This window comes from Metabacillus sp. GQ13, assembly GCF_059758525.1.
In genome coordinates this window covers 67,629-82,008 of sequence record NZ_JCAXET010000015.1, presented here as the reverse complement: position 1 = coordinate 82,008, position 14,380 = coordinate 67,629, and the positions used below count along the sequence as shown (strand labels likewise).

At 36.3% G+C, this 14,380-nt stretch carries 9 protein-coding genes; 8 read left to right on the top strand and 1 reads right to left on the bottom strand.

From position 1 onward, the window contains the following. Positions 1-150 precede the first annotated feature (150 nt). The 5 genes from AC6CHR_RS18335 to AC6CHR_RS18315 all read left to right on the top strand — a co-directional run bounded on the left by AC6CHR_RS18335 (position 151) and on the right by AC6CHR_RS18315 (position 11,848). A complete protein-coding gene (locus AC6CHR_RS18335) occupies positions 151-1,434 on the top strand; it encodes a hypothetical protein (RefSeq protein ID WP_498250455.1) in 1,284 nt (427 codons plus the stop codon). A gap of 31 nt (positions 1,435-1,465) precedes the next feature. Beyond that, positions 1,466-1,960, top strand: a complete 495-nt coding sequence (locus AC6CHR_RS18330; protein ID WP_498250454.1) for a hypothetical protein — start codon at positions 1,466-1,468, stop codon at positions 1,958-1,960. A gap of 468 nt (positions 1,961-2,428) precedes the next feature. Beyond that, positions 2,429-3,238, top strand: a complete 810-nt coding sequence (locus AC6CHR_RS18325) for a helix-turn-helix domain-containing protein (protein WP_498250453.1) — start codon at positions 2,429-2,431, stop codon at positions 3,236-3,238. A 251-nt stretch (positions 3,239-3,489) separates the two neighbouring features. After that, the gene (locus AC6CHR_RS18320) at positions 3,490-10,917 is read left to right on the top strand and encodes a GLUG motif-containing protein (RefSeq protein ID WP_498250452.1); all 7,428 of its coding nucleotides are present in this window, start codon (positions 3,490-3,492) and stop codon (positions 10,915-10,917) included. Between the two features lie 136 nt (positions 10,918-11,053). After that, positions 11,054-11,848, top strand: coding sequence for a hypothetical protein (locus AC6CHR_RS18315; protein ID WP_498250451.1), 795 nt, complete (start codon positions 11,054-11,056; stop codon positions 11,846-11,848). Positions 11,849-12,097: 249 nt separating this feature from the next. Here the strand turns inward: AC6CHR_RS18315 and AC6CHR_RS18310 are convergent, their stop codons facing one another. Beyond that, positions 12,098-12,955: a dimethylarginine dimethylaminohydrolase family protein gene (locus AC6CHR_RS18310; RefSeq protein WP_498250450.1), complete on the bottom strand. Its 858-nt coding sequence runs from the start codon at positions 12,953-12,955 to the stop codon at positions 12,098-12,100. Between the two features lie 149 nt (positions 12,956-13,104). Between AC6CHR_RS18310 and AC6CHR_RS18305 the strand changes: the two genes are divergently transcribed. From AC6CHR_RS18305 to AC6CHR_RS18295, 3 genes are all read left to right on the top strand, one after another. Then, positions 13,105-13,257, top strand: coding sequence for a hypothetical protein (locus tag AC6CHR_RS18305; protein ID WP_498250449.1), 153 nt, complete (start codon positions 13,105-13,107; stop codon positions 13,255-13,257). A gap of 386 nt (positions 13,258-13,643) precedes the next feature. Further along, entirely contained in the window at positions 13,644-13,970 is a 327-nt protein-coding gene (locus tag AC6CHR_RS18300) for a PadR family transcriptional regulator (protein ID WP_498250448.1), read from the top strand. Further along, the gene (locus AC6CHR_RS18295; protein ID WP_498250447.1) at positions 13,967-14,374 is read left to right on the top strand and encodes a permease prefix domain 1-containing protein; all 408 of its coding nucleotides are present in this window, start codon (positions 13,967-13,969) and stop codon (positions 14,372-14,374) included. The genes AC6CHR_RS18300 and AC6CHR_RS18295 overlap by 4 nt, the downstream gene beginning before the upstream one ends. The last annotated feature ends 6 nt before the right edge of the window (positions 14,375-14,380 follow it).

The following is a 14,380-nucleotide window of genomic DNA, read 5'->3' as shown; positions in this document are numbered from 1 at the left end:
TCACTTTTTAATGATCTTTTCTCGACTGAAGATAAACGTTTCCCGAAAATTTTGGTATAAACAGATTTGAAGGTTGTTAAGAATAGTAGAGTAATAGCAATTAAGATGTTCTAATTTTCCGCAATAAAATTAAAAGTGAGGTCAAATCACATGAAATCAAGGTTAGAGGGATTAATAGACTTTACAAAGACAAAATTCGGATTAGATAATTACTACTTAGAACGACAAAGTTTTTATCGAAACGTCAACATCTTCAAAAATACTGTTTATACACTTTGTATGGAGTGGTTTCCTAATCATGTGACTGAACAAGAGGATGATGATTCAAACCCAGAAGGTGCAGCTGTTATAGAAATGAATGTGGATACACGTAAGTTTGAGAGTGTTATTTTTGTAATGGGTAAGACATTTGCAAAAGATGGTGTATCGTTTTCTAGTTTAAACGCAAGTGAAATCATAAAATGGATCGAATTTGAAACAGGACTGACCTATGGGACTCAATTTCAACTACATAAAGAAGAGGAAGGGGAACTTCACTTTATGGAATGTATGGATGGTGTTGCGGTTTCTCCATCTGGATTTATTGACGTTCATTTCGATCAAGATGGGAATCTCACCTTGTTCTCTATACATGGTCAATTTCCTTCTAAAGAAATGATTAAGGAAGAAACGTATTCGCTTACCCTTGAAATGGTGGAGTATTTAGCAAAGGAACAATTAAAATTGGTTGAATTTCCTTCCAATGAACAGGAAAAGTTATCGCCTATCTATGGGGTCGAAGAGATTTATGTGACGAATAAGCAAATGTTGACGATTCCATTTGAAGTGTTTGTGGATGAAAGGTCATATTTGGTGATAGACAAAACCCTTTATTGGGACGAATCATTTAATATAGAAACTATTAAACCATTTGAAAGAAAAGAGATTCGTTTAGTTGAGGATATAACAGCAGAACAAGTCTTTTTATGTGAAGCATCACCTGATTCATTTCCAATCACAAAGATCGAGCAAGATAAATGTGTGATGGCAGTCAAGGACTTTTTACGTCAGGAATATCCGAATGACACTGGAAAATGGATAGTGAAAACATTTCATCGTGATAAAGGTTACATTCATGCAACATTGAAACTGGATAAACAGGATAGTCGTGTCTTTCAAAGGAAAATGAATGTCATGATTGATGCAACGAGTCTTCAAGCCATTAATTTCATGGATAATAAACCGATGTTGGAGATGTTTGATCAATTTGCAGCACCGGATAAAGTTACAATAACGAAAGATGAAGCCTATGAAAAAATCAAAGAATTGTTTGAGCTAAAACCTTACTATGTATATGATTTTGAACAAAAACAATATGTTTTATGCGGAAAATTAGATTGTCAATATGGAGTGAATGCGGTAAGTGGTGAAGTCGTTTCGTTGGATGATTTATAGCTTTATTTAGTCTAGGAGGAGAAGTTCGTCATTGTATTCTTGGAGAGTAACAAAATATAACCCTTTAAACAGAGATGGTGAAGGAAGTTATCTGATCGATGAAGAATGGACTTGTTTTTCAGAAGTTGGGGCAAAGGTTAGGATAGAAGAATATCGAAAAACAGAGCAAAATTACATAAATGCAATCAGTTCATTTATGGCTGAAATGGGTTTAAATAGGCTTTATGTAACTGACTTGGAGCAATGGTCTGAAGAGGTGAAATGTCAAAAGGCTACTGAATTTTTATCAAAGACTTGGATTGGAAAAGCAATAACGGTTCAGGAAGTCCAAGAGTTAGCAAAGTTGACATTACGGAATGTAATTTGGTGCAAAATAGGCATTAAAAATCAATTTTTTGTTCACTTTGGATACGATTACTATATGTATATTGGGGCAAATAGAGACTGTATGAAGGCAAAAGACGCTATTATACGATCTGGGTTATTCGTTGAGGCGTTTGCTTCTCCTTATTTACGAGATAACTGAAAAAACACAAACCCTTCTGATAAAATAGATGAATAAGTCAGGTAAGTATAAATGGAAGAGGAATATTCGTAAAAAAGACGATTTGGCAAGAGAATGGAGAATACAAATTAAAGTCTATTACGAATAAGATTGTGGCAAAAGTGGAGGAAAAGTTTAAGTGCATAAATTAATAATTATTTTGCTGGTACTTGTATTTAATTAAGGATATTCCAATAGGGGTATCCTCTTTTTTATTTGCGTGGGGGGCTAACCATTATCATGTAACAGATTTTTAAAAAATCCATGCTCTTCTTTTTATTACTAAAACTACTAATCTTTCCTCCCGCGAAAAACGTTTGCTATTTCTTAAAGTGAAACGCTACTCTATCGATAATAAACCCTATATAAGCAGTGAAGGGGAAAAGTGTGCGGTTTTCAACATGTACATCACCCCTTTTACATTAACCAAAGCGTAGGGAGCGACGTAGCGTGGAAAAATTAAATTATGAAACCATCCAAAAATACCAGTCATTTAATAGTGTAGAAGAAATGGATCAATCTGTACGAGGATTTTTGTACAAGTATAAAGCTGAATTGTCAGAAGGTACGCTTTCAGTACTTCAGCTAATATGGAGGCATTCTGTTAAAGTCATCGGTGTTTCATTTGCCAAATATGAGTACATAGCGGAGCAAGTAAAAGTAAGTCGCAGAACAGTGATTCGGGCAGTAAAAGTATTAGTAGAAAAAGGAATCCTTAAGAAAGTACCAACAGCTCGAATGAATGGAAAACAAGGTGTGAATCTCTTGGTAATTCAAGCATATGAGCCTATTGATTCGTTGCTAAATAATAATGAGTCACCCCAAGGTGTCATTCCATCTGTCACACCTAATAAAACAGAGAATAAGCAAAGCTCACTCTGTGAGAAAAAAATAAAACCTACTAACGTAAAGGAGCGGTCAGCAGAACCAGCATTAACCGAATTAGATTCAAGCTATCTACCAGAATCAATCCCGGCAGATTTTATTGAAGTCACATCTCCCTTTTTTAGCGCAATCGAGATTTATAAACTCTGGAATCGGGTATTAATGGTCTATCAAAAATTGAATTTAAGAAGAACATTAGGTTATTTTACTGATGATATCGTTCATGCCTTTAAACAGACTGTATTTGCTAAAAAAAGAGGGAAAATCCGGAAAACATTTGAAGGATATTTTTACCAAGTACTGCGGAATATATTGATTATAGAAGTACGTCGGGAGAATCGACATAAGTTGTATGACTTTATAAGTGGGGAGTAAGGGTTGGTGCTTTATATATCATAATTCGAATCAAAAAACTAGTAGAGTGATTATGATAATCAGTACTTTAGATTCAATCACATATAGTCCAGATTCGACATACAAACCCCTTATTTTTACAATTATCACATTATTTACTGAAAATTAACACAATTCGACGTTTCTTAATAATGGATTCATTTCTGCTTCATATTACTCATGTACGATGAAAAGGATTTAATACTAGGAGAAGAAAGGAGCTTAAAAGGTAAATGAGAGTTAAACATGTTATGACTCTAGTTATTATTTTTGCATTCATTATTCAAATACTTCCTATTCAAGCATTTGGGGTAGAAAATGGTCAAAATGATAAAAAGAGTGAAGAAGAGCGGTCAGAGTATTTAGGAATGAAATTGTATAGGGGGGAATTTCATTCACATACATCGATAAGTGATGGAAAGTTATTACCGAAAGATGCGTTTGAATATGTTCAAGCAAATACAAATCTTGATTTCTTTGGAACAGCAGAGCATGAAGTGACTTTTGATATAACTTCAGGGAATGATTTTCTTAAAGACTATCGAGATTCTTATTCAGAAGAGTATAAGTACACGAGAGAGGAACACGATCAATATGCTACAGATACCTTTGCTACAGTGCCTGGTGTTGAATTAACATGGTATGACATGTCCGGTCATGTAAACATATATAATGCGGAATGGTTCCCGAGAACATACGGAGTAGGGGCAACAGGACAATTCGGAATTGGCGATTTAAAATATGATCTTCCAACGTTCTATGGACGTGTTGCTGACGACCCTACAGCCATTGCTCAATTAAATCATCCAAGTGCAAGTGGTTGGGGAGATTTTAATGAATTTAGACATTTTAATAAAGATGTTGATGATAATGTGACCTTGTTTGAATATAAAGTTTCCAGTTATTTTACTAACTTTGTAAAAGCTTTAGATAAAGGCTGGCATCTATCTCCAACCTATAGTGGGGACGAGCACCAAGTAAATTGGGGAACGAGCAACCCTGCCTTAACAGGGCTATGGACTGAAGAATTAACAAGAGAAGCTATTCATGATGCGATGGCAAATCGCCGTACATATGCATCGTTTGATGAGAACTTCGTTTTAGGATATTCAGCAAACGGAAACATCCTTGGCTCGATTCTTCCAAGTGACACGAAGGAATTAAAGATGAACATCTCATTAAAGGATCCTGATGCGGAGGATTTGATTGAACGTGTGACGATTTACACAAACAAAGGTGAAATGGTCAAAGAGTATACGGAAATTAATAGCAATGAATTTGAGCAGGATGAAAAAATTGCTAGTCATGACGGCGATTATTTCTTCTTAAAAGTGATTCAACATGACGGGGATGAAGTTATTAGTGCACCAATCTGGGTCGGTGAAGTTACGAACGGTACAGATTTTTCCCCAGATATTGAAATCGATGGTGATCTGCCTAAAACAGCTAAATTAGGTGAAACCGTTACGGTTCCTGGGGCAATTGCATCTGATGATAGTGGTGAAACGCCTAATTTAAAAGTAGAAGTATTCAATACGAAAGGTTTAGTTGATAGTCCGGATAATCGGTTCACAGTAGAAGAATATGGTGAATACTTCGTCCGTTATTATGCAACCGATTCGAAAGGGAATTCCGGAGTTGAGCTGATTCGTATTGTGATAGATGGTAGCGAGCTTGATGCCGATAAAGTGCTAAATGAATTCATGCCGATTGTCAATATCGGTGCAACAGAAAACGAAGTAGGTATCACATTAGTAACGGATAAAACTTTAGATGAAGCTTATGTACAATATAAGCCATCAACATCATCTGAATGGAGCAGTGATCTTGTTTCAAAAACAGAAGTAGACTACTTTGAATCAGCATACGGGGATGATATTGCTAGCGGTACATATCGAATACTAGCTTCCCATGAGGCAGATCTTTCAGGTCTACAAACAGGCACAGAGTACGAATACCGTTATGGAATGACTCCAGAAGGTCCATGGAGCGAGGTTCATTCTTTTGAAACAGCTCCTGAGTCAGACGAAACAACGGTTTATTTTATGGGGGACCTACAAGTATCAGATCGTAATCCGGAAAGTTTTGATCTTTTCACAAACATGTTAGATGTTCTTAAACAAAAAAATGATCAAGGTAAACTTATGGTTCAAGTAGGGGACATCGTAAATGATGCAGGTTTTACCCATGTTTGGACAGATGTTTTTGATACGGTCTACAAAGATTTAAATCTATTATCTGCAAATGTGATTGGAAACCATGAGCTTGTCCAAGATTCTGATGTAAGTTCTTATCGAAATTTCTTCAATCTACCTGAAAATGGAGAGGGGACATACTCAGAAGGTAATTATTCTTTCGATTATGGGGATGTTCACATTGCAGTACTAAATTCGATGGATTTTACAGAAGAACAACTTGAATGGCTTGAAACAGATATGCGTCAGACAGATAAAAAGTGGAAAATTGTTGTTGAACACTTCCCATATTATGGAGGAAGTCATAGTGATGACCCTGGAATGAATACGAAAAGGGCACAAATGACAAAACTTGTTCAACAGTTAGGCGTGAACCTTCACATTGGTGGACATGACCATGTGTATAAACGTAACACAATTAATAATGATGTCATGGACAATAGTCAAGAAGCGATGAACATGGGAACAACCTTTGTCACAATCGGTTCATCTGGACCTAAATTTTATGAAAATCAATCGTTTGATTGGGACAACATTGTCTATGATGAAAATGACCAAACTGGAATGATTTTAGAGACAAATGATGAGTCGTTAACATTAAAGGTTTATAACAGTAAGGGTGCTGTCATTGATGAATTAACATTGACTCCCCCAGAAAACCATATGGAATTAACAAGTCTTGAACTAGAAGATGGCACGTTTAATGGAGTTGGATTATTAAATTATCCTGGTTCTGCTGAGGATGTTACTGTCATTGGTGCAAAATATGACCAAACAGGAACAAAATTACTTGATGTGCAAATGAAAGAGGTTGAATTAGAAGGTTTAGGTAGAGAACAAGTCATCCTTTTTGATGAACCACTCGCATACAATGACCAGAATACAGTGAAAGTATTTATTTGGGATAATCTTAAAAGTCAAAATCAGCTCCTACCATCTCAAATTGTTAGAGAAGCAATGGATGGCGAAGGAACAGAGGAGAAACCTTACAAAATTGATCATTTATCAGACTTTGAAAAGATTAAATATTATCCAGACAAATATTATCAACTGACAAAAGATATTATTGGAAATAATGATGTGTTACAGGCAATTGGCTCTGATGGAATCCCATTTACTGGGGTGTTTGATGGAAATGGCCATCATATTAAAGGCGTTCAAATTGCTTCCGAAAGTGGTGCTGGATTATTTAGTGTCAATGATGGAACGATTAAGAATCTTGCCATATTAGATGCAAATATTAATTCTTCTACAAATGATACAGGAATACTCGTTGATTTAAATAATGGAACAGTTGAAAACTCATACACAACTGGTTCAATTAATGGTGTGTCCAACGTTAGTGGCTTAGTTGGTTATTCAAACGGAGTGATTCGTAATAGTTACTCTACTGCCAGTGTTAAAGCATCTTCAAAGCAAGCGGGCGGCTTAGTTGGTATTACCAATAGAGACAGTATCACTGAAAATGTCTATGCTACAGGGTCAGTAACGGCAGGAAGCAGCAATGCTGGAGGTATTAGTGGTTATGCGTATAACAATACACTCATTCAAAATAGCTTCGCACTTAATCCGTCTGTTATTACGACAAGTAGTGCAAACCGAATTGTAGCTCGGGTATTAAATGGTGAAAAAGCAACACTAGTAAACAATATCGCAACTAACAAAATGATGGTAAGTAAAGAAACGATTACGAACGAAGGTCCTAATAATGAAAAAGGTCTTGGTAAGAGTAGTGAAGAGCTAAAAAATCAAGCGATCTATGAAGAAGCAGGCTGGGATTTTAAAACAATTTGGACATGGGATGAGAGGAGCGAACGTCCTCTATTAAAACAAAATAGAGAAACCACAGATAGTAATCAAGGAAATCAACCAGCATTAGAAAAAGACGAGAATGGTTTTTACAAGATTACAACAATTGAAGATTTAAAAGAAACCAATAAATTCCCTAATGCCAATTATCTATTAATGAATGACCTGAATTTTAATGGGGATGTATTTACGTCACTAGCTGTCGATGTCCCGTATATGGGTATTTTTGATGGGAATGGTAAAAAATTAACCAATTTCAAATCAGCAACAGGGGCATTGTTCCATATGAATGGCGGGACGATTAAAAATATTGCGATGGTCGACGTCGATATAACAGGTGAAAAGGGTGCACCACAAACAGGTGTGTTAGTTAATGTCAATAATGGCATAGTCGAAAATAGCTATTCAACTGGAGTCGTTGTTGGAGAAAATACTGTAGGTGGATTAGTTGGATATTCCAATGGGATGATTCGAAATAGTTATTCGAATGCTGATGTAACAGCTAGTTCTAAGCAAGCAGGAGGCTTAGTTGGGATCACGAATACAGGTAGCACAACTGAAAATGTTTATGCGACAGGAGTTGTCGTTGCACAATCAAGTAATGCTGGAGGAATTACCGGCTATGGATACAACGGAACGGTTGTTCAAAATGTCATTGCTTTAAATCCATCAGTGAAGACACCAACAAGTGCAAATCGTGTTGTAGGTCGTGTATTAGCAGGAAACAAGGCAACGTTGAATAATAACTATGCTAGTACTGAGATGGAGGTAGATGTAGAACGAATTACAGAAGAATCTCCGACAACTGAAAAAGGAAAAGGATTGTCAAAAGAAGAGATTAATAGCCAGACAACCTATAGTCAAGTATTGGGCTGGGATCTTGACAATGTATGGATTTGGGATCAAGAAAATAAAATTCCTGTGTTAAGAATTCATAGTGAGCTTGAAGACCCTGAAGAGCCTATTGAGGAAGGTCCAGCATTGGAGCAGGATGAAAATGGCTTCTATATGATTAATCAATTGGAAGATTTACAACAGTTAAATGCATATCCAAAAGAACAATATATAGTGATGAACAATCTAGATTTTGCTGATGCTTCAGAATTGATTACGATTGGTCATTTTTCTGGTGTTCTCGACGGAAATGGAAATACATTATTGAACTACAAATCTGAAAATGGTGGATTAATTGAAGTCAACAATGGAACGATTAAAGACATTGCCATGGAAAATGCAGATATCCAATCAGAAAAGAATAATGTCGGAATACTTGTCAATACAAACAATGGAACAGTTGAAACCTCCTATTCAACGGGGCAAATTACTGGTAAAAGTACCGTCGGAGGATTAGTCGGCTATTCTTATGGGCTTGTGAAAAATAGCTATTCAACTGCAGATGTCACAGCCACACAAAAACAATCAGGTGGTCTCATTGGAATCACAGGTCGTGGAAGTACGACTGAGACAAGCTTTGCAAGTGGTACTGTCCATTCTGCTATAAGTAATGCAGGTGGGTTTAGCGGCTATGGATACAATACAACTGTTATTCAAAACAATGCAGCATTAAATCCATCGGTTACCACTGAAACAGCAGCAAATCGAATTGTTGGTAGAGTGCTAGCTGGAGAAACAGCTACATTAAGCAACAATATTGCCAATGAGGACATGGTTGTTAATAAGGAATGGACAACGGAGGAGAAGGAAAATAATGAAAAAGGTCTTGGGATAACAGCCGAAGACTTAAAGAATCAAGGTACATTTGAAGAAGACCTAGGCTGGGATTTTAATAGCGTTTGGGCATGGGATGCTATAAATGAAAGACCTAAGCTACAGGTCAATGGCGAACAGGTGCCAACTGACCCAGTTGATGCACCAAAGCTTGAGAAGGATAAAAGTGGTTCTTACATGATCGAAACGATTGAAGACTTACAAAATATCAATCAGTATCCTGAAGAACAGTATATTCTAACAGCTGACCTTGACTTTGAAGGGGTAACGAATCCGATTTCAATCCCAACGTTCAGTGGAACGTTGGACGGGAATGGAAAATCTATTGTTCATTATCAATCTACTATAGGTGGAATAGTTGAAGAAAATAACGGAACAATAAAAAACTTTGCTATGATAGATGCAAAAATCACGACATCAAACAGCAAAGTAGGAATTCTCGTCAATACAAACAACGGATCTGTGGAGAATTCATATTCAACAGGTTGGGTAACAGGTAAAAATACAGTTGGTGGTTTAGTTGGTTATTCCACTGGAATTGTGAAAGATAGTTACTCGACCTCACAGGTTTTAGCAACTGGTAAACAAGCAGGCGGTTTAGTTGGCATTACAGAGAAAGGTAGTACAACAGAAACTAGTTATGCAGCTGGTACGGTAAGTGCAGGTGAAAGCAATGCGGGTGGCTTAAGTGGCTATGCTTATGAAAAGACTGTTATACAAAACAATGCGGCATTAAATCCTTATGCGATTACGACAAGTGCAGCCAATCGAATTGTTGGACGTGTTAAATCAGGTGATACAGCTACATTAAAGAATAATATTGCTGATGAACGCATGCTTGCAAGTCAAGAAGGCGTAGGAGAGGATGGACCAGATAATGAAAAAGGAATTGGTAAAACGAGTAAGGAATTGAAATCACAGTCAACTTTTGAAACTGGTCTAGGCTGGGATTTTGATCAGGTATGGGCTTGGGATAAAGTTGCTGAACGTCCGGTATTAAAGGCTAATCCGGAAAATACTGAAAGCTCTGCAGGACCTAATACCCCAAATCTTAAGCAAGATGAAAATGGACATTACATCATTGATTCGGCTGAAGATTTAGCGGTCATAAATGATTTTCCAACTGAAAAGTATATACTGGCAAATCATTTAGACTTAGCGAGCAATACAATCGAACCAATTGCTAAACAGGTTCTATTCACTGGTAGCTTTGATGGCAATGGTTATGTCATTTCGAATTTCACTTCAGCTACTGGAGCGCTCTTCCATTTTAATGATGGAACGATTAAAAATGTGGGAATTGAACATGCGAAGGTTACTGGGATTGCTGGCACACCACAAACAGGTATATTGGCAGAATTCAACAACGGAACAATTGAAAATAGCTATACAACAGGTAAGGTAGTTGGTAGTCATTCAGTTGGTGGTTTAGTCGGTTATACCGAAGGAGTCATTCTAAATAGCTATTCAGCTGCAGATGTAACATCGAAAGCAAGTCAAGCAGGTGGATTAGTAGGGATTGCAAACTCTGGAAGCATCACTGAAAATTCGTATGCTGCAGGAAATGTTCATGCCGAAAAAAGCAATGCTGGCGGAATTACTGGTTATGCCTACAACGAAACTGTCGTAAAAAACACAATTGCTTTAAATGGATCTGTCACAACACCTTCAAGTGCTAATCGTATCGTTGGCCGTGTACTGGGTGGTCATACAGCTAGTTTAACGAACAATTATGCAACGGCTACTATGACTGTAGATAAAGAAGGGGTAACAGAAGAGTCACAAAGCAATGAAAAAGGACTTGGTGTTAGTCAGGATATATATGAGACTCAACGCTTTTATGAAGAAACATTTGCTTGGAACTTCCAAACAATTTGGATCTGGGATGAAAAAGCGAAGCGTCCAGTTTTACGCCAAAAGGCCCTGTAAAATAGTTTCTATTTTATATTATTCAGCGTAACAGGGTTAAAGAGGTTTGTATTTTGCAAGATTACCAGTGGAAGGTTGGAGAAATCCAGACTCCACTGGTTGAAGTTTTAATGACAGATTGTTTTGGAGGTAAAGGATGAAAAAAATCATTTCAATGATGGTTGTAGGATTGTTTCTATGTTTATGTATACCAATGTCAGTACTAGCGGCTACTGTAAATAATGGAGATGGAACATATAAAGTGAGCGGACAATCTCCATCAATTGCTAATAAAACGTTAACGATTACAGTTATGAAAGTGAAGGAACAAACTTCTGAGCATTTAATGTATATTGATGAGTTTCTAGCAGATGAAAAAGGAAACTACAGCATTACGTTTACAACAAAGGAAGAACTAACAGTTACTGATCCTTTTCATGTAAAGGTAGTATCTGAAGGAACTACTCTAGAAGAGGAAGTCATTCATCATCCAGACTATAAACCAGACGAAGGTACAGACCCCGGAGATGGTACAAATCCGGATGAGGAAAACCCAGATGACGGTACAATCCCAGATGAGGATAAACCAGATGAGGATTCAAAACCTGATAATGAACAACCAGACGGTGGTACAAATACAGATAATGAAGAACCAGATCATAATGAAAATCCTGATGATGGCAAATCGAATGGGGATAAAGACAAAGTAGATGATGAAAATCCAGATGATATGAAAGGAAATGAAGGAGAAGACAGCGATAACGAGGACAATTTACAAAATGTAAATGGCGACAATCATTCTGAAGGTAAGGGAGAAAACAATCAAGGTGGAGTTACGTTACCAAATACAGCTACATCAGTCGGAGATATATTGTTATTTGGTGCTCTCTTAGTTGGGATGGGTTTATTGTTTGTTTTGGCTTCTAGAAAAATAGCTAAAAGGACTTTGTAAGGAACATACAAACGTACAAAAAAGGTTCATATTCATTTTCAACGACTACATCATTATCGAACTATAGTGTTGTTTACGCTTAAAAAACGATTCGCATAAAGTAAAAGGTTTAGAAAAGACTGCTTAAGTACGAGCAGTCTTTTCCTTTTTGAATTTCCTCGTTCTATATAAGATTTCTTCTAAAACCCATATAAACAACCTACAACTTTCAAGATGAAGTTCATTATACGGGCATTTTTATATTTAATTTTACCTTTCTCTTAGCAAAGGTAGAGTGCAACAACGAAATGATCCACCAGATTTAATAATTTCTGTAATATCAACTTCAATAACCTCAAAGCCCCGATCACGAAGTTGTTTGTTTACATTCTTATTAACTGGCAAGCTTAATACTCGTTTGTTGCCGATACACAATACATTTGTACCTAATTGAAATTGTTCCTCTTCAGATACTTCAATTAAATCATATCGAGAAGCAAAAAACTCGATGTCTTTTTGTGATAAGGCATTCGGGTAAATAAGAGCTACATCAGGTGAAACGACATTAAATATACAATCCAAATGCAGGTATTTTTCTGTAAATGGGATAGGCACGACAGTAAATTCATTTAAAAGACGCTGTAATTGATCAACAGCTTTTTGATTCGTCCGATTACTTAGTCCTACGTATATTGTATCCTGATCTATTACAATATCTCCACCTTCAATTCGTTCCTTGACTAAATTATAATAGGAGATTTCTTCATCCTCTAGCCATTGTTTTAAAACGTTTTCCTCACCTACACGAACATCTGTGGCCATGTTAGCAACAAAGATTGTCTGTCCTAGTGTAAAACCAATATCCCGAGTAAAAACCTGTTCAGGATATTTTTTATGATAAGGTAATAAAATCACATCGATGTCATTTTGTTTAAGAGTTTTGACAAATTCAGTGTGCTGCTCAAGCGCGCGTTCAATATGGATACCTTCATTCTTAAAATGCTCTTGTGTTTCATTAATGACTTCGCGGATTGTCATATATTGAGGCTGACAAAGGATTACTCGTTTTAATGTATCATATTCACTCATACAAAAAGCCCCGTTGTTTGGTTTTGCGCGTTCTTCCATTTTTTTTGCCACCCTATCTTCACTTTTTTAACTAGTTTTTTCCTAAACACACGTTATTATTACAATTAGACACTAAGAAAATTCCTTTGCACCCTTTGAAAGAGACAAAAGTAAAAAATCTATAGAAGAAATAGAGGAATATGCAGTAAATGGGGAAGGTTGGGCTGGCATATGCTCCATTTGATCAAAAAGATCAAGAAACCTTTCCAGAACACTCTTTAAATGGTTACGGATTTTCAGATGGTAAAGTGGATATAGAACATATGATGATAGTGGATAAAGAGGACATGGAGCTTCCATAATTGCAATGTTGGAAAGTGGAAGTGTTTGAGGAAGAGGAGAATAAAAGATAACACAATGACTTAGCTCACGAGTTAGGTCGTTTTTACATCCGAAAAACCACTGAATTTGTAAAATGTAATAAAATAATTTCATTAACCTAAAACAAGGATAACCCGTGTTAATCCATTGATTAACACGTTTTCAACACATTGTATACACAAAAGAACATCTGCGACCAGTTAATAAGAGATGTTATTGTTTTAACACTGTGCATCTTCAATTTGAAATCCTCGCTCCAATTTAAATTATTTGTAGCGATTGAAAAATTACTTTGACAGATAGAGTACTTTGGTTGTATGATTACTCTATCAGATAGAATAGTTAAGTGTAAGGAAGTGGCATTTTCATGAGAAGTGATATTATTCGTGGGCATTTGGATTCGATTATTTTGCGTTTAATTTTAGAAGAGGATAGATATGGTTATGAAATATCTAAAGAGATCAGCCTCCGTACAGATAATCGGTTTCAAATAAAAGAAGCAACGTTATATGCTGTGTTTCAAAGACTTGAAAAAAAGGACTTAATTGAATCTTACTTTGGGAGCGTATCAAAAGGTGGAAAGAGGAAGTATTACAAAATTACAACACTTGGAAAAGCATTTTTAAAAGAAACGGTAGAAGAATGGAAGGCAACAAAAGAGATTATTGATCTATTTATGGAGGGATTAAGTTGAAGCAATTAAAAGAGCATGTTGATGAGTTATTTAATGATGTACCCGAGAGTGAGCAAAAAAATGGGATTATGCAAGAGGTCATGCAGAACCTTGAAGAAAAAGTGTGGGATCTAATCGAGCAAGGTAAGGCAGAAGAAGATGCGATTAATAAAGCCATTGTAGAGTTTGGTGATATTGAAGATTTGAAGAATGAATTGGGTATAACTCAATCAGTTAAATCTGATAAAAGGAAAATGACAAAATTAAACTTAGGGTATTCGATCTGGGGAAGTTTGCTTATTATATCATTATTTATCTTTATCAATTTCTATTATTCACCAAGTGTCATTTGGTTTGTTTATCCGACATTTGCTGTACTATGGTGGCCTTTAACGATGTATTTCAATTGGAAGCGAATCAAGTAGAGGAGT